Below are 17246 nucleotides of genomic sequence, written 5' to 3' on the forward strand. Positions count from 1 at the left end.
GCGGCCGATATCCCTCGGTCTCTGCTCACGCGGCCCCGGGCCGCGGATCCCGTCCCCAACAGGAAGAGCTCACGCATGCCCCGCACCATCCGCATCACCCGCTCCCACAAGCTCGCCACCGCCGCGCTCCTCGCGGCCGGTTCCGTCACGGCCATCACCGCGACCGGCGGGCAGAGCGACGCACAGCCCGCCGCGGCCAAGTCCTCCGTCGCCGCCGAGAAGATCGCCACCGGCGTTCCCACGGCGAAGGAGATCGCGGCGAAGAAGGCCGCGGCGGACCGCAAGGCCGCCGCGGAGAAGGCCGTGGCCGAGCGGAAGGCCGCCGCCGAGAAGTCCGCCGAGAAGGCGCGCTCCGAGAAGCAGGCCGCCAACCGCTCCACCGAGCGCAAGGCCGTGGCCGCGCCCAAGCAGTACAAGAACAACCTCGACGGCTGGATACGCGAGTCGCTCGACATCATGAAGAAGAAGAACATCCCCGGCTCCTACGAGGGGCTGCACCGCAACATCATGCGCGAGTCCAGCGGCAACCCGAACGCCGTCAACGACTGGGACGTCAACGCGCAGAACGGCATCCCCTCCAAGGGCCTGCTCCAGGTGATCCAGCCGACCTTCGACGCGTACCACGTCAAGGGCACCCCGAAGAAGCTCACCGACCCGGTCGCCAACATCACCGCCGCCGCCAACTACGCCGCGGACAAGTACGGCTCCATCGACAACGTCGACTCCGCGTACTGAGTCCGGGTCGATCCCGCCCGCCGGGCGGACCGCCGCCGGTAAGGCCAGACCAGACCGCGATTATCTGACTAATCGCCTTGGTGCGTGCCCCGGTTGGCCGAAGGGTAGAGCTGGCGCGGACACCACTGGTCCGCGCACCCACCACTGCGCGGAGGCTTCCGGAAAGGCCTGACGCACATGGCACAGCCCTTCTCACTGCCGGACTTCTATGTTCCGTATCCGGCACGGCTCAACCCTCATGTGGAGGCGGCACGGACGCACACGCGTCAGTGGGCCCGCGGCATGGGGATGCTGGAGGGATCCGGCATCTGGGAGGAGAAGGACCTGGAGGCGCACGACTACGCTCTGCTCTGCGCCTACACCCACCCCGACTGCTCGGCCGAGGCACTGTCCCTGGTCACCGACTGGTACGTGTGGGTCTTCTTCTTCGACGACCACTTCCTGGAGCTGTTCAAGCGCACGCCCGACCGTGAGGGCGCCAAGCGGTATCTGGACCGGCTGCCCGCCTTCATGCCGATGGAGCGCGGGGCCGCGACCCCCGAACCGGAGAACCCCGTCGAGGCGGGCCTCGCCGATCTGTGGGAGCGGACGATCCCCGCGATGTCGGACGCCTGGCGGGCCAGGTTCGCCGAGTCCACGGAGAACCTCCTCAACGAGTCGATGTGGGAGCTCTCCAACATCAACGAGGGCCGCATCGCGAACCCCGTCGAGTACATCGAGATGCGCCGCAAGGTCGGCGGCGCCCCCTGGTCGGCCGGGCTCGTGGAGTACGCGGCCGCTGCCGAGGTGCCGGCAGCGGTGGCCGGCTCACGCCCGCTGCGGGTGCTGCGCGACGCCTTCTCCGACGGAGTGCACCTGCGCAACGACCTCTTCTCGTACCAGCGCGAGGTCGAGGACGAGGGCGAGAACAGCAACGGGGTCCTCGTCCTGGAGAAGTTCCTCGGCTGCACCACACAGGAGGCCGCCGAGGCCGTCAACGACCTGCTGACCTCACGGCTCCAGCAGTTCGAGAACACCGCCCTCACCGAGCTGGGCCCGCTCTGCGCGGAGAAGGGCCTCGACCCGGCGCAGACCGCATCCGTCCTCGCGTACGTCAAAGGGCTCCAGGACTGGCAGTCCGGCGGCCACGAGTGGCACATGCGCTCCAGCCGCTACATGAACGGCGGCGGGGCCGGCGAGGCGGTGGCGGGCTTCGGCATGTCCGCCGCCTCGATCAAGTTCACGCTGCGTTCGGAGACGGCACGGGCCCGCAGCCACGGCCATCTCCCGTACCAGCACGTGGGCCCCTCCCTCATCCCCGACCTGGAGCTGCCGTTCGGGACGACGCTGAGCCCGCACCTGGAGGGCGCCCGGGTCCGGCTCGTCGACTGGGCGCGCCGGATGGGCATCCTGGAGGCGCAGCCGGGGGTTCCGGGTTCGCACATCTGGGACGAGGAGCGGATCATCGCGATCGACCTCCCCCTGTGCGCGGCGGGGCTGCACCCGGACGCGACGCCGGACGAGCTGGACCTCTCCTCGGGGTGGCTGGCCTGGGGGACGTACGGGGACGACTGGTTCCCCGTGGTGCACGGGCGGGCCAGGGATCTGGCGGGGGCGCGGCTGGCCAACGAGCGGCTCTCGCTCTTCATGCCGCTGGACGGTGAGGCCACCCCGGAGCCGGTGAACGCGCTGGAGCGGTCGCTGGGCGACCTGTGGCGCAGGACCGCGGAACCGATGGAGCCGGGCGGCCGGCGCACCTTCCGGACCGCGATCGAGTCGATGACCGAGAGCTGGCTGTGGGAGCTGGCGAACCAGGCGCAGAACCGTATCCCCGATCCGGTCGACTACGTCGAGATGCGGCGGGCGACCTTCGGTTCGGACCTCACGATGAGCCTGTGCCGGCTCGGGCACGGCAGGACGGTGCCGGAGGCGGTCTACCGCAGCGGCCCGATGCGCTCCCTGGAGAACGCCGCGGCGGACTACGCGTGCCTGCTGAACGACCTGTTCTCGTACCAGAAGGAGATCGAGTACGAGGGTGAGGTGCACAACGGCGTCCTGGTCGTGCAGAACTTCTTCGGGGTCGACTATCCGACGGGCGTCGCGATCGTGCACGACCTGATGAAGTCGCGGCTGCGGCAGTTCCTGCACGTGGCGGAGGTCGAACTGCCGGTGCTGTACGACGACTTCGGCCTGGACGCCGAGGCGCGGGAGGTGCTGGCGGGCTATGTGCTGGAGCTCAAGCACTGGCTCGCGGGCATCCTGATCTGGCACCGGGGCTGCCGCCGGTACCGCGAGGAGGACCTGCGGCGCGGCCACGGCGCCCCCTGGCACCTCGGCGGTCCCACGGGGCTCGGCACCTCGGCGGCGCAGGTGACCCGGCTGATGGCGGAGCCGGCGGGCAGCAGGGGATAAGCACCCTGCGCCTGCGGGCCCCGCGGCTCCCGGCCGACGGCCCGTCGTGAGCACCTCACGGCGGGCCGTCGGCGACCGGAGCAACAGCCGCAAGCCCCTCGCGAAGGCATAGAAATAGACCGCCCGGCATATGCGGGCGGCCTATGCAGTGACGTTTCAGCCCTGCTGGAACAGCTCTGCGGGCAGGGGCTTCAGAAGGGTGTAGAGGTCGTCGGTGATGGGCCGGTCCCAGCTGGCGATGGTCACGAGCACCCCGTCGCTGCGGTCGAACTGGACGCAGGCGATCCGGCTCTCCGAGAGCTTCACCCGGCGGACGATCAGCAGGTTGTCGCCCTGCATCACGGGGACGTCCTCGCTGCTGACGACCTCGATCGGCTCGTCGTTCTCCAGGGCCAGCAGCAGCTGCGCGACCTCGAAGGGAACCTGGCCGTCCTCGGTCTCACGGGCGGGCGAGCCCTCCGGGAGGTTACCGATGATCATGGCCGGGCCCCGGCCGCCGTACAGGTCGTACCGGAGGAAGACGCCCTGGCAGCTGCCGTCGGGCGCGGGGAGCAGACCGGCGCCGAGGTTGCCGGGCCAGTCCCCCGGGTCCATGGCCAGGACGTCGAAGTCCGGGCCCGCGGGTGTTGCGGCACTACGGCGGCGGAGAAAGGACATGCTGACATGTTACGTGGCCCGGCTCACGTTGCGGAGCCGGGCCCGGGGGCGGAACCCGGCCCCGGGGGCGCCGGTCCTCCGGTCACCGGCGGGAATCCACGCGCACCGCTCCGGCAGAGACTCTTCCGCGTGGAATCGGCGCAAGTTCGCCCGCTGAGAGGTTCCGTGACGCATACCGTTGGGTCCACCGCCCTGCCCCGCCCGTCGAGGCAGCGGCGAGTGTGACATGCGGGTACGGCGATACGGCCGGGAGAGAGGACAGCATGACGGTGGAGGGCACTGTGAGCGGGCTGGAAGAGCGGACGGTGGGGCGGGCGTGGATGGTGCGCCTGGACCCGGCGGACCGGGGCGGTGCGGCGGTACGCGTCTCATGCGCCCGCCCGGCCTGCGCTCCCCAGATCCTGCCCTCCGCCGCCGTCGGCCGCACCGCCGCCGTCGCGCACCTGGCGACGCATCTGCGCGCCGCCCCGGGGCCCCGGCCCGAGGCGTACTGCGCCTGCCGGGCCGAGGAGTGCCACACCCACACCCGGGAGACGGGACCGCGTGAGCGGGCCGTGCCGTCGCGGTGCGGCGGCCCGGTCGTGATGGCCGTCATCAACGACCGGCAGGGCCGCTGGTGGCGGGCTCTGGAGTGCTGCGCCCGGTGTGCGGCCGCCCACCCCTCCGCGAAGATCGTCGCCACCGCCCCGGCCGCCGCGAGCCCGGCCCCCGCGGCAGGAGCCCCTCCCGTCACCGGCCGGCCGCCCGTCCCGGCGGGGCCGCAGTTCTCCCACGCCGCCTCGTCCCCGGCCCCCGTCCCCCGGGCGGTGCCCGCCCCCCGCCCGAAGCCCCGGCGCAACCGCCGGACCGGGAAGATCGCGCAGCGGATCGTGCCGCACGATCTGCACCCGGTCGCCCTGCGCGAGGAGCTGATCGAGTTGGGCGACCTGTTCCGCGCCTACCAGCAGCGGCCCGAGCCGGATCTGGCGCAACTCGCCGAGCTCCACTCCCGTAAGGCGAAGGCCTTCACGACGTGGTGGGAGGTGACCGGTGAGACCGACCTGCGGCTGGAGGCGCAGCGCGCCGAGCAGGCGGCCGCCGCCGCTCTCCTCCAGCACCAGCAGCGCACCGGCCAGAGCCCGGTCGGCGACGGAGAGGTCACCAGCCGCCTGCTGCCGGGGCTCACCCAGTGGGAGCACGCCCGGACAGTCCTCGCCCATGTCGCCGAGCACACCCCGCTGCCCGGCCCCGAGGCCCGGCTGATGGCGGTGATGCTGACCCTGCGCTCGGCACTCACCGGCACCGGCAACCTGGTGGGGCAGGACGTCAAGGGGCTGCCCCTGGCGGAGCCCGAGGAGCTGATCGGGCGGCTCCTGGACTCCGGGTGGCTGTCCATCCCCGGCACCGCCGACGATCTGCTCGCCTCCCGGCCCGAGAGCCCTACTCCGATCACCATCCCGTCCCTGATGCCCGACGAGGACGGCAAGGGTCCGTTCGACTTCGGCCGGAAAACCCGTCCCAAGCTCAGCGGGTGGGCCCAGCGGGTCGTCGGGGACAAGAAGCTCCGCAAGAAGAAGACCGGGGCCGCTGTCCGGCTCCTCGCCCTGGCCCTGGCCATCCGGACGACGACCGACGGACGGCTGGGGCCCGAGGGCGAGGGCATCGATCCGGCGGTCCTGGCCTCCTGGTGCGCTGTCGACCCCGGCGAGCTGGAATCCCTGGTGGAGCAGCTGATCGCGGCGGACTGGCTGGAGGAGGCCGCCGTCACCGACGGGCGCCTCACGGGCCGGCTGACCGAGCGGGTGCTCCCGCTCAGCTGCCCCCTGCCCTGAGGCGTCCCACCGGCGGGGGCGTCACCCCGGCGGGGGCTGCGATCCGACGAGCCACATGGCGAAGAACTGCGCCCCGCCCCCGTAGGCGTGGCCGACCGCCCTGGTGGCCCCGTCGATCTGGTGCTCGCCGGCCCGTCCCCGTACCTGGAGTGCGGCTTCGGCGAAGCGGATCATGCCGGACGCGCCGATGGGGTTGGTGGAGAGCACCCCGCCCGAGGGGTTGACCGGGAGGTCGCCGTCGAGTTCGGTGACGCCCGCCTCGGTGAGCTTCCACCCCTCGCCCTCACCGGCGAAGCCGAGGTTCTCCAGCCACATCGGCTCGTACCAGGAGAACGGGACGTACATCTCGACGGCGTCGATCTCCCGGCGCGGGTCGGTGATCCGGGCCTGCCGGTAGACGTCGGCTGCGCAGTCCTTGCCCGCCTGCGGGGAGACGAAGTCCTTGCCCGCGAAGAGCGTCGGTTCGCTGCGCATGGCGCCGCCGTGCACCCAGGCGGGCGGGTGGGGTGCGCGGGCGGCGCCGTCCCGGTCGGTGAGGACCATCGCGCAGGCCCCGTCGGAGGAGGGGCAGGTCTCGGAGTAGCGGATCGGGTCCCAGAGCATGGGCGACGCCTGGACCTTCTCCAGGGTGATGTCCGCGTCATGGATGTGCGCGTAGGGGTTCTTGAGCGCGTTGCGGCGGTCCTTGTACGCGACGAGCGAGCCGACCGTGTCGGGGGCTCCCGTACGGCGCATGTACGCGCGGACGTGCGGGGCGAAGAAGCCCCCTGCCCCGGCCAGCAGGGGCTGCTGGAAGGGGACGGGCAGGGAGAGCCCCCACATGGCGTTGGACTCGGACTGCTTCTCGAAGGCGAGGGTCAGGACGGTCCGGTGGACGCGGGCGGCGACGAGGTTGGCGGCGACCAGCGCGGTCGATCCGCCGACCGAGCCCGCCGTGTGGACGCGGAGCATGGGTTTGCCGACGGCGCCGAGCGCGTCGGCGAGATACAGCTCCGGCATCATGACGCCCTCGAAGAAGTCGGGGGCCTTGCCGATGACGACGGCGTCGATGTCGCTCCAGGTCAGTCCGGCGTCCTCCAGGGCGCGGACGGCCGCCTCGCGGACCAGTCCGGCGATGGAGACGTCGTGCCGGGCGGCGACGTGCTTGGTCTGGCCGATGCCGACGACGGCGACGGGCTCCTCAGACATGAGCGCTCTCCCCTTCCAGGACGGCGACCAGGTTCTGCTGGAGGCAGGGCCCGGAGGTGGCGTGGGCGAGGGCCCGGTCGGACTCGCCGCGGTGGATGCGGGCGGCGGCCTCGCCGAGCCGGATCAGGCCCGCCGCCATGACCGGGTTGGCGGCGAGCGCCCCGCCGGACGGGTTGACGCGGGTGTCGTCGCCGAGCCCCAGGGCCTTGCGCAGGACGACCTCCTGCGAGGTGAACGGGGCGTGCAACTCGGCGGTGTCGGCGGGCCGTTCGAAGGCTCCGGCGTGCTGGGCGGCGAGCCGGGTGGAGGGTGAGTCGGTGAGGTCGCGGACGCCGAGGCTGTGGGCCTCGATGCGGTGGTCGATGCCCCGGATCCAGGCGGGCCGTGCGCACAGGGCGCGGGCGGTGTCCCCGGCGGCGAGGATGACGGCGGCGGCGCCGTCGCCGATGGGCGGGCAGTCGCCGGTGCGCAGCGGGTGCACGAGGTGGTCGCCCGCGGGGACGTCGCCGGTGAGCTGGGCGTACGGGTTGGCGGTGGCGTCGGCGCGGCTGCGGGCGGCGATCTCGGCGAGGGCGGTCTCGTCGGTGTCGCCCGCGTCGATGAGGGCCTGGGCCTGGAGGGCGGCGAGTGCGACGGAGTCCGGCCAGAGCGGGGCGAGGTAGTACGGGTCGAGTTGGCGGGAGAGGACGTCGCGGACCTCGCCGGGTGAGGACTTGCCGTACGAGTAGACCAGCGCGGTGTCCGCCTCACCGGTCATGATCTTCACCCAGGCCTCGTACAGCGCCCAGGCGCCGTCCATCTCGACATGGGACTCGGAGATGGGCGGGTGGGCGCCGACGCCGTCGAGGGCCATGGTGAAGGAGAAGGCGCGTCCGGCGAGGTAGTCGGCGGAGCCGGAGCAGGTGAACCCGATCTCGTTGGCCTTCAGCCCCGTTGCCCCGAGGACCTCGTGGAGGACGGGCATCAGCAGGTCGACCTCGGAGAGTTCGTCGGTACGCCGCCGGTGCGCGGTCTGGGCGAAGGCGACGATCGCCACGTCTCGCATCTACACCAGCTCCTTGTACGTGTCGTAGTCGGCGTCGGGCTCGCCGGTGGGCCGGTAGTGGTCGGGATGGCGGGCGCCCTCGGCCCAGACGGGTTCCACGCGCAGCCCCATGCGGACCTGGTCGTACGGAATCCCGGCGATGCGGCCGTGGAGGGCGAGGTCGGCGCCGTCGAGGGCGATGTGGGCGTAGACGTACGGGACTTCGATGTCCAGGTTCTTCGCCTTGATGTTGACGATGCAGAAGGTGGTGACGGTGCCGCGCGGGCCGACCTCGACCTCTTCCTCGGTGGCGATGCCGCAGGTGGGGCAGGCTCCGCGCGGGGGTACGTAGACCTTGCGGCAGGCGGGGCAGCGTTCGCCGACGGTTCGGTGGCCTTCGAGGGCCTTGAGGTAGGCGCTCTGGGCTCGGCCGGGGGTGTGGACGTAGTCGAGGCGGGCGGGGGCGGCGATGCCGGTGACGGGGTCGGCGAACTCCCCTTCGTGCGGCGCGGGTTGGCCGGGCCCCGCCTCACCGTCGTACGGCTCGAAGCAGGCGATGTCGGTGATGGCGCCCGTCCGCGTCGCGGCCCAGCGGATCCGGACCCGCATCCCGGTGTGTACGGCGGCGGGTCCGGGCGCGTCCAGGGCGTGCAGGAGCGCGGTGGCGGCGCCGTCGAGGCGGACGAGCACCCAGGCGAAGGGGGTGTCCAGCGGCTGGTTGCGGCGCGGAGACGGGTTCCAGGCCCAGGTGGTGACCGTGCCGGTGGCGGCGACCTCGACGAGTTCGCGGAGCTCGCTCGCGGTGACGGGGTCGTACTCGACGGGCGGCACGAGGACCGTGCCGTCGTCCGTGCGGACACCGAGGACGGTGCGTTCGCGCAGTCCGGTGAGGAAGGCGCTCTGGACGGGGCCGAGGGAACGGGTGAAGGGGAATTCGACCACCAGCGGGGCGCTGAGGACGTCGGTCATGGCACTCTCCTAGGCTCAGGGATCAGAACTCAGCGCTCAGGAACCCGGGGGCCCGGGGCTCAGGCGCGCCGGTAGACGGGCGGGCGCTTCTCGGCGAAGGCGCGGGCGCCCTCCTTGGCGTCCTCGGTGGCGAACACGGGCCGGCCGCGCTTGAGCTCGGCGGCCAGGGCATCGGTCTCGGTCAGCTCGGCGCCCTCGTAGACGGAGGCCTTGACGGCCTCCACGGCGAGGGGCCCGCAGGCGTTGATCCGCTCGGCGACGGCGAGGGCCTCCTCCAGGGCGGTGCCGTCGGGCACGACCCTGCCTATGAGCCCGATGGCCGCGGCCTCGTCGGCGGTGTACGGGCGGCCGGTGAGGAGCATTTCGAGGGCGTGGGTGCGGGGGATCTGGCGGGGCAGCCGGACGGTGGAGCCGCCGATCGGGAAGAGGCCGCGCCGCACCTCGAAGAGCCCGAAGGTAGCCCCTGACCCGGCGATGCGGATGTCCGTTCCCTGGAGGATCTCGGTGCCGCCGGCGACACACGGCCCTTCCACGGCGGCGATCACCGGTTTGCGCGGGCGGTGGTGGCGCAGCATCGCCTTCCAGTGGAGGTCCGGGTCGGCGGCCATCCGCTCCCGGTACTCCTCGCCCTCCATGCCGCCGCCCGCGAGCGCCTTGAGGTCCATGCCGGAGCAGAACGCGCCGCCCGCCCCGGTCAGGACGACGGAGCGCACCTCGTCGTCGGCGTCGGCCGCGAGCCATCCGTCGTACAGGCCGACGAGCATCGGCAGCGACAACGCGTTCCTGGCCTGTGGTCTGTTCAAGGTGAGCACCAGCGTGGCGCCCCTGCGCTCCACGGTGAGGTGTTCCGTACCGCCCATGACCAACTCCCGTCTGCAGACCTGGAACAGGTTGCAGTAGGCGGGGTCGCAGTTCAATAGTTTTCTGACAGCTCGTCAGATTCTTTCGGCGCCACCCCTTCCCACTTGTGGCGCCCGGCGCTCTAATGACGGCCGAGTCGCCAGTCATCCGGGGTCAGGAGGAACGGTGGAGTACAACCTTGCCGACCTGTTCGAGTCGGTCGCGGACGTGGTCCCCGACCGGGAGGCGCTCCTGTACGTGGACCATCCCGGTACGGGTGCCGAGCGGCGCCTCACCTACGCCGAACTGGACGCCGCCGCCAACCGGATCGCCCACCACCTCATCGGTGCGGGCCTCCGCCCGGGCGAACATCTGGGGCTGCACCTCTACAACGGCATCGAGTACCTCCAGACGGTCCTGGGAGCGCTGAAGGCGCGCCTGGTGCCGGTGAACGTCAACTACCGCTACGTGGAGGAGGAGCTGGTCTACCTCTACCGGGACGCGGATCTGGCGGCGCTGGTCTTCGACGGCGAGTTCGACGAGCGGGTGGCGGCGGCGTCCGCGCAGGCCCCCGGCCTGCGCCACCTGGTCCGGGTGGGGTCCACGGCCGCACGCGCGGGCCTGGCGGCCGTCCCCTTCACCGAGGCCGAGGCCTCCGGCTCACCCGCGCGCGGCTTCGAACCACGCTCCGCGGACGACCAGTTCATCATCTACACCGGCGGCACGACCGGGATGCCGAAGGGCGTGATGTGGCGCCAGGAGGACCTGTTCTTCTCCGGTCTGGGCGGCGGCGCGCCGACCGGCGAACCGGTGAAGAGTCCGCAGGAGCTGGCGGAGCGGGTGGCGGCGGGCGGCGGGGGCATCACCTTCTTCCCCACTCCCCCGCTGATGCACGGCACCTCCACGCTGACCGCGTTCATCGGGTTCAACTTCGGCCAACGGGTGGTCGTGCAACGCAAGTTCGTCCCCGAAGAGGTGCTGCGGACGATCGAGAAGGAGAAGGTCACCAGTGTGTCGCTGGTGGGCGACGCGATGCTGCGTCCGCTGATCGACGCCCTCAACGGCCCGCTGCGCGGGACGGACTGCTCGTCGCTGTTCTCCGTCTCCAGCTCCGGGGCGATCATGTCGGATTCGGTGCGGGCGGAGTTCCAGGCGCTCGTGCCGACCGTGATGCTGCTCAACAACTTCGGCTCGTCCGAGTCCGGCTTCAACGGCACGGCCACCGCCGACTCGGGCCCGGAGCGCGGCTTCCGGGTCCAGGTCAACTCCCGTACGGCGGTCGTCGATCCGGCGACGTACGAACCGGTGGCGCCGGGCGAGGTGGGCCGCATCGCGCAGCGCGGCCATGTGCCGCTCGGCTACTACAACGACCCGGGCAAGACCGCCGACACCTTCTTCCGCAAGGGCGATGAGCGGTGGGTGCTGCTGGGCGACATGGCGACCGTGGACGCGGAGGGCATCGTCACCGTGCTCGGCCGGGGCTCGCAGTGCATCAACACCGGTGGGGAGAAGGTCTATCCGGAAGAGGTGGAGCAGGCGCTCAAGTCCCACCCGGACGTGTACGACGCGCTCGTCGCGGGCGTTCCCGACGAGCGCTGGGGCAGCAGGGTCGCGGCCGTCCTCGAACTGCGGGAGGGAGCAACCGCGTTGGACCTCGACGCGGTGCAGGCCCACTGCCGGACCCGGCTCGCCGGGTACAAGATCCCGCGCGCCCTGGTCCTCACCGACCGGATCCAGCGCTCGCCGAGCGGCAAGGCGGACTACCGCTGGGCGAAGGCGGTGGCGGCGGCCGGCACCGCCGTGTGAGGCGGCGGACGGGTCACCCCAGGCCGAACGACCTGAGCGCCGCGAGGAACTCCGCCGGCCGGGTGGCGTGGACGAGGTGGCCCGCCTCGACGGAGGCGAACGTGGCGTCGGGGATGGTCTCCGCCATCTCGGCCAGCTGCTTCTGGTCGATGTGGCTCGTCGTGCCACCGCCGATGACCAGGGTCGGGGCGGTGATCTCCGCCAGCCGTTCGCGGCCCGTCGGGTCCGGGTCGTTCAGCTGGGCGTCGATGTCCGGGACGACGGCCCAGTCGAAGTCCAGTTCGCCTTCCGGGCGTTCGGCGCGCGGCCGGGGCGGGTCGAGAGGGAGGAGCGGCGGGGCGTCCTCGATGACCAGTCGCCCGATGAGTCCGGGCTCGCGCTGGGCCAGGAGGTAGGCGGCCACGCCACCCATGGAGTGCCCGACGACGGTGGCACCGGCCAGATTGCGGGCTTCCAGGAAAGCGTGCAGGTCGTCGCGGAAGAGCTCGAAGGAGTAGCGGCCGGGCCAATCGCTGAGCCCGTGGCCCTGAAAGTCGGGTGCGTACACGCGGTGTTCGGCGGCGAGCTCCTCGGCGATACGGGTCCAGGTGAGGGAGGAGCCGGCCCGGCCGTGGAGGAGGACGACCGGCGGTGCGGAAGGTTCGCCCCACACCCGGTACGCGAGCCGGACACCGCCCGCCCGCGCGGTGAGGACGTCCGGGTCGAGGAAGGCCGCCACCGTACGGGAGAAGGCGCCCGCGTCGTCCAGCCACGGGAAGTGCCCCGCGCCCCGCTGGACGGCGAACTCGCCGTACGGGAAGAGCGCGGCCAGCTCCGTCGCCCGGTCCGGGCTCGGGTGGCCGTCGTACTCCCCGGCGAGGACGAGCACCGGCACGGCCAGCTCGCGCAGGGCGGGGACGGTGGCGGCGGGGTCGTACGCGCCGTCGTCGTAGCGGCCGCGCGCCTCGGAGTTGGTCTGCCCGGCGGAGGCGGCGGCATGGGCCCGGGCCGCGTCGTCCCAGCGGCCGTAGGTGAGCGGCCGGACGGCGGGCCACAGCTCGGCGAAGGGCCCGCCGGCGAGCAGCGCCTCCTGGGCGGCCCGGGCCTCGGCGTACCAGGGCTCGCCGCTGCGCAGCTCGGCCGCCTCGCGCAGGTCTTGGCCGGTCACCTCGATGCCGGCGGCGCGGGTGGAGGGGGTGACCAGGGTCAGGGTGCGCAGCCGCTCGGGGTGCCGGGCGGCGTACAGCTGGGCCAGATCCGCGCCCGCCGAGTGGGCCAGCAGGTCGATCCGGTCCAGCCCGAGGTGTTCGCGCAGCGCCTCCACATCGGCCACGAGCCGGTCGCACCGGTAGGCCGAGGGGTCCTCGGGTGCGGCGGACTCCCCCGTGCCGCGCAGGTCCAGCAGGACCAGCTGCCGTACGGCGGAGAGCCCGCCGAGGTCCCCGAGGTACGCGCTCGCCCGCATCGGCCCGCCGGGCAGGCAGATCAGCGGCTCGCCCTCCCCCACCAGGTGGTAGGCGAGCCGGGTGGTGTCGTACGCGGAGAAGATCGGCATGCCGTCCATCAAAACAGGAACACATGGACGAACGCACGGGGCTCCGCCGCGAGCCGATCCGGAACGGGTCCGCGCACACCTCTTGCCAGCGCCCCCGGCCTCCTGAATTACTGCTCCCAGGAAGATCGACCGAATGATCGGTCGCCCGGTTCGGGAGAGGATGGGCCCTCATGACAGCCATGCTGGACGCGGCGGAGCAGCTGAGCCGCGCGGATCTGGAGGCCCTCCAGCTGGAACGGCTCCGCACCACTCTGCGCCATGCGTACGAGAACGTGCCGTTCTACCGGGCGGCGTTCGACGGGGCCGGGCTGCGGCCCGGGGACTGCCGTACGCTCGCCGACCTCTCCCGCTTCCCCTTCACCGCCAAGGCCGACCTGCGCGACAACTACCCCTTCGGGATGTTCGCCGTGCCGGAGCGGGATGTCCGGCGCATCCATGCCTCCAGCGGCACGACCGGGCGCCCGACCGTCGTCGGCTACACCGAACGGGACCTGGACACCTGGGCGGACGTGGTCGCCCGGTCGATCCGCGCGGCGGGCGGCAGGCCCGGTCACAAGGTCCATGTGGCCTACGGGTACGGGCTGTTCACCGGCGGCCTCGGCGCGCACTACGGGGCCGAGCGGCTCGGCTGCACGGTGATCCCCGCGTCCGGCGGGATGACGGCGCGCCAGGTGCGGCTGATCCAGGACTTCCGGCCCGAGATCATCATGATCACGCCCTCCTACATGCTGACGCTGCTGGACGAGTTCGAGCGGCAGGGTGTCGACCCGCGCACGACCTCCCTCAAGGTGGGGATCTTCGGCGCGGAGCCGTGGACCGAGGGGATGCGCGGGGAGATCGAGGACCGGTTCGCCATCGACGCCGTCGACATCTACGGGCTCTCCGAGGTGATGGGCCCCGGGGTGGCGCAGGAGTGCGTGGAGACGAAGGACGGGCTGCACATCTGGGAGGACCACTTCTATCCGGAGGTCGTGGACCCGTTCACCGGCGAGGTGCTGCCGGACGGGGAGGAGGGCGAGCTGGTCTTCACCTCGCTCACCAAGGAGGCGATGCCGGTGATCCGCTACCGCACCCGCGACCTGACACGGCTGCTGCCGGGGACGGCCCGGAACTTCCGCCGGATGGAGAAGGTGACCGGGCGCAGCGACGACATGGTGATCCTGCGCGGGGTGAACCTGTTTCCGACGCAGATCGAGGAGATCGTGCTGCGTACGCCTGCCGTCGCCCCGCACTTCCAGCTCCTGCTGACCCGGCAGGGCCGTCTGGACGCGCTGACGGTACGGGCGGAGGCGCGGGCGGACGCGACGTCGGCGGACCGGGAGAAGGCGGCGCTCGCGATCGCGGCGGCGGTGAAGGACGGGGTCGGGGTGTCGGTGGGGGTCGAGATCGTGGATCCGGAGTCGCTGGAGCGCTCGGTGGGCAAGATCCGGCGGATCGTGGACCTGCGGGAGTCCGGCACGGGGTGAGACCGGGAGTCCGGGAGGGGGTGGCACAGCCCCGTTGACCGGCGTGTTCACACCACCGCAACACCCGTTCCCACTATGCGGACACCTGCTCGAAAATCTCGACAGAGAGGCCCGGGCACTGCCAGTCTCCCGCTATGCATCTCGCCACCCGTTCCCTGGTCACCACGGTCACCGCCGTCTCCTCCGCCGTCGTCCTCTGCGCCGCCCTGACCGGCTGCGCCCCGCAAGCGGAGGAGAAGAAGCCGAAGGCCTCGGGCCGGGCCGGCGCGACGGCCGAGGCGTGCGCGCCGGGCGGGCTCGCCACCGAGGTCGAGGGGAAGCTGACCGTCGGCACGGACAAGCCCGCGTACGCCCCCTGGTTCTCCGACGACGAGCCGTCCAACGGCAAGGGGTTCGAGTCGGCGGTGGCGTACGCCGTGGCGAAGCAGCTCGGCTACGACCGCGATGCGGTGGTCTGGCAGCACGTCCCGTTCAACAGCGCGTTCGCGCCCGGCGCCAAGAAGTTCGACTTCGACATCAACCAGGTCTCCATCAGCGAGTCCCGCAAGAAGGCGGTGGCGTTCTCCTCCGGCTACTACGACGTACGCCAGGCGGTCGTCGCGCTGAAGTCGTCGAAGGCGGCGGGGGCCAAGAGCGTGGCCGACCTGAAGAAGGTCAAGCTGGGCGCCCAAGTGGGCACCACCAGCCTGGAGTTCATCAACGACCTGGTGGAGCCGGACCAGAAGCCGGCCGTCTACCAGCGCAACGACTTCGCCAAGTCGGCGCTCAAGACCGGCCAGGTGGACGCGATCGTGGTGGACCTGCCGACCGCCTTCTACATCACCGGGGCCGAGGTGCCGGAGGCGGAGGTCGTCGGCCAGTTCCCGAACTCCGCCGACAAGCCCGAGCAGTTCGGCCTGGTCCTGGACAAGGAGTCCACGCTCACCGACTGCGTGAGCGGTGCCGTGGACGCCCTGCGGAAGGACGGCACGCTCGCCGCCCTGGAGAAGGAGTGGCTCTCCGACGCCGTCGGCGCACCGGTGCTCAAGTGACCCTGCACAAGACGCTGCCCGGTCAGCCCGGTGAGGACACCTACGTCCCCTCCGAGCGCCGGATCGCCCGCGAACGCCACCGGCGGGCCCGCACCCGGCGGGCCACCGCCATCGCCGCGACCAGCACGCTGGTGACCGGTGTGGTCCTGTTCCTGCTGATCACGGGCTCGCCCGGCTGGGACCGTACGCAGGAGACGTTCTTCAGCCCGCACTACGCGCGCGTCGCCCTGCCGCAGGTCCTGGAAGGGCTGTGGCTGAACCTGCGGCTGCTGGCGGTGTGCGGCAGCGCCGTGCTCGCGTTCGGCCTGCTGCTGGCCGTGGCGCGGACGCTGCGCGGGCCGGTGTTCTTCCCCGTACGGGCGCTGGCCACCGCGTACACGGACTTCTTCCGTGGACTGCCGCTCATCATCTGCCTGCTGATGGTCGTCTTCGGGGTGCCCGCGCTGCGCCTGGAGGGCGTGACCAACGATCCGGTGCTGCTGGGCGGTGCCGCGCTGGTGCTGACGTACTCGGCGTACGTCGCGGAGGTCTTCCGGGCGGGCATCGAGTCCGTGCACCCCTCGCAGCGGGCCGCCGCCCGGTCGCTGGGGCTCAGCAGCGGCCAGACGCTGCGGTTCGTCGTGCTGCCCCAGGCGGTGCGCCGGGTGGTGCCGCCGCTCCTCAACGACCTGGTCTCCCTCCAGAAGGACACCGGTCTCGTCTCGATCGCCGGGGCGGTCGACGCCGTCTACGCGGCGCAGATCATCGCCAGCAAGGACTTCAACTACACGCCGTACGTCGTGGCGGGGCTGGTCTTCGTCGCGCTGACCATCCCGATGACCCGGCTCACCGACTGGGTGACGGCCCGGATGGACCGGCGGCGGGCCCAGGGAGGACTCGTATGAGCACGGAGCCCGTGCTGCGGATGGAGGCGGTCCGCAAGTCGTTCGGTACGTCGCTGGTGCTGCGGGATGTGGACCTGGAGGTGGCCCCGCACACGGTGACCGCGCTGATCGGCGCCTCGGGGTCGGGGAAGTCGACCCTGCTGCGCTGCGCCAACCTGCTGGAGGAGGTCGACGACGGGGCGATCTGGCTGGAGGGCGAGGAGATCACCGACCCCCGGACCGACGCGGACGCGGTGCGCCGGCGGATCGGCGTGGTCTTCCAGGCGTACAACCTCTTCCCGCACCTCACCGTCCTCCAGAACATCACCCTCGCCCCGCAGCGCGTCCACGGCCTCTCCCGCGCCGACGCCGAAGCGCAGGCACGCGAGCTGCTGGAGCGGCTCGGGCTCGGGACCAAGGCCGACGAGTACCCGGACCGGCTCAGCGGCGGCCAGCAGCAACGTACAGCAATCGTGAGGGCGTTGGCGGTACGGCCCCGGCTTCTTCTCCTGGACGAGATCACCGCCGCCCTCGACCCGGAGCTGGTGGGCGAGGTGCTCGGCCTGGTCCGCGAGGTGAAGGACGAGGGCATGACGATGGTGATCGCCACCCACGAGATGGCGTTCGCCCGCGAGGTCGCCGACCAGGTCTGCTTCCTGGACGCGGGGGTGGTGCTGGAACGCGGCACGCCGGGTGAGGTGTTCGGCGCGCCCCGGGAGGAGCGTACGCGGAAGTTCCTGCGGCGGATCGTGGAGGCGGGGCGGCTGTGAGGAGCGGCGCGGGAACGGCAGCCGGCTTCTGACGCTCAACGATCTCTTGGTCCAGACCTCTTGACGATTGGTCTAGGCCTTCCTAGGGTCACGGCAACACTGCGGGGGCGCCGAGGAGAGACATCACGTGCTCAAGGCCACGCAGGGTTGCCAGGCCAGGG

General features: G+C 71.8%; 14 protein-coding genes. 8 read left to right on the forward strand and 6 right to left on the reverse strand.

From position 1 onward, the window contains the following. Positions 1-75: 75 nt before the first annotated feature. Positions 76-735 carry a transglycosylase SLT domain-containing protein gene (locus GTY67_RS00440; protein ID WP_093694431.1) on the forward strand — a complete coding sequence of 220 codons (660 nt, stop codon included), beginning with the start codon at positions 76-78 and terminating at the stop codon, positions 733-735. Between the two features lie 177 nt (positions 736-912). Next, entirely contained in the window at positions 913-3126 is a 2214-nt protein-coding gene (locus GTY67_RS00445) for a germacradienol/geosmin synthase (RefSeq protein WP_161277356.1), read from the forward strand. Positions 3127-3282: 156 nt separating this feature from the next. Here the strand turns inward: GTY67_RS00445 and GTY67_RS00450 are convergent, their stop codons facing one another. After that, positions 3283-3783, reverse strand: a complete 501-nt coding sequence (locus tag GTY67_RS00450) for a hypothetical protein (protein WP_093694429.1) — start codon at positions 3781-3783, stop codon at positions 3283-3285. 263 nt (positions 3784-4046) lie between these two features. On the opposite strand from GTY67_RS00450, the gene GTY67_RS00455 reads away from it, so the two are divergent. Continuing rightward, positions 4047-5594, forward strand: coding sequence for a hypothetical protein (locus GTY67_RS00455; RefSeq protein ID WP_161277357.1), 1548 nt, complete (start codon positions 4047-4049; stop codon positions 5592-5594). A gap of 21 nt (positions 5595-5615) precedes the next feature. On the opposite strand, the gene GTY67_RS00460 is transcribed toward GTY67_RS00455, so the two are convergent. From GTY67_RS00460 to GTY67_RS00475, 4 genes are read right to left on the reverse strand one after another with little or no spacing between them, the layout of a single operon-like run. Beyond that, the gene (locus GTY67_RS00460) at positions 5616-6782 is read right to left on the reverse strand and encodes a thiolase domain-containing protein (RefSeq protein WP_161277358.1); all 1167 of its coding nucleotides are present in this window, start codon (positions 6780-6782) and stop codon (positions 5616-5618) included. Next, the gene (locus tag GTY67_RS00465; protein ID WP_161277359.1) at positions 6775-7827 is read right to left on the reverse strand and encodes a thiolase domain-containing protein; all 1053 of its coding nucleotides are present in this window, start codon (positions 7825-7827) and stop codon (positions 6775-6777) included. The genes GTY67_RS00460 and GTY67_RS00465 overlap by 8 nt, the downstream gene beginning before the upstream one ends. Further along, positions 7828-8775 (reverse strand): OB-fold nucleic acid binding domain-containing protein, encoded by a 948-nt coding sequence (locus tag GTY67_RS00470; protein WP_161277360.1) that lies wholly within the window; start codon positions 8773-8775, stop codon positions 7828-7830. Positions 8776-8834: 59 nt separating this feature from the next. After that, complete coding sequence (locus tag GTY67_RS00475; RefSeq protein ID WP_161277361.1) at positions 8835-9635, reverse strand: crotonase/enoyl-CoA hydratase family protein; 801 nt, start codon at positions 9633-9635, stop codon at positions 8835-8837. A gap of 166 nt (positions 9636-9801) precedes the next feature. On the opposite strand from GTY67_RS00475, the gene GTY67_RS00480 reads away from it, so the two are divergent. Beyond that, positions 9802-11421 (forward strand): acyl-CoA synthetase, encoded by a 1620-nt coding sequence (locus GTY67_RS00480; RefSeq protein ID WP_161277362.1) that lies wholly within the window; start codon positions 9802-9804, stop codon positions 11419-11421. A gap of 13 nt (positions 11422-11434) precedes the next feature. On the opposite strand, the gene GTY67_RS00485 is transcribed toward GTY67_RS00480, so the two are convergent. Then, the gene (locus tag GTY67_RS00485; RefSeq protein WP_161277363.1) at positions 11435-12955 is read right to left on the reverse strand and encodes an alpha/beta hydrolase; all 1521 of its coding nucleotides are present in this window, start codon (positions 12953-12955) and stop codon (positions 11435-11437) included. A gap of 170 nt (positions 12956-13125) precedes the next feature. Here GTY67_RS00485 and paaK point away from each other — a divergent pair, with 170 nt between their 5' ends. The 4 genes from paaK to GTY67_RS00505 all read left to right on the forward strand — a co-directional run bounded on the left by paaK (position 13126) and on the right by GTY67_RS00505 (position 17085). Next, positions 13126-14421, forward strand: a complete 1296-nt coding sequence (gene paaK, locus GTY67_RS00490; protein WP_161277364.1) for a phenylacetate--CoA ligase PaaK — start codon at positions 13126-13128, stop codon at positions 14419-14421. A gap of 134 nt (positions 14422-14555) precedes the next feature. After that, positions 14556-15452, forward strand: coding sequence for an ABC transporter substrate-binding protein (locus GTY67_RS00495; protein ID WP_093694422.1), 897 nt, complete (start codon positions 14556-14558; stop codon positions 15450-15452). Beyond that, complete coding sequence (locus tag GTY67_RS00500; protein WP_161277365.1) at positions 15449-16336, forward strand: amino acid ABC transporter permease; 888 nt, start codon at positions 15449-15451, stop codon at positions 16334-16336. Before GTY67_RS00495 ends, GTY67_RS00500 begins: the two co-directional genes overlap by 4 nt. Then, positions 16333-17085, forward strand: coding sequence for an amino acid ABC transporter ATP-binding protein (locus GTY67_RS00505; protein ID WP_093694420.1), 753 nt, complete (start codon positions 16333-16335; stop codon positions 17083-17085). The genes GTY67_RS00500 and GTY67_RS00505 overlap by 4 nt, the downstream gene beginning before the upstream one ends. The last annotated feature ends 161 nt before the right edge of the window (positions 17086-17246 follow it).

Origin of the sequence: Streptomyces sp. SID8374 (assembly GCF_009865135.1) — a bacterium.
Lineage (GTDB): Bacteria > Actinomycetota > Actinomycetes > Streptomycetales > Streptomycetaceae > Streptomyces.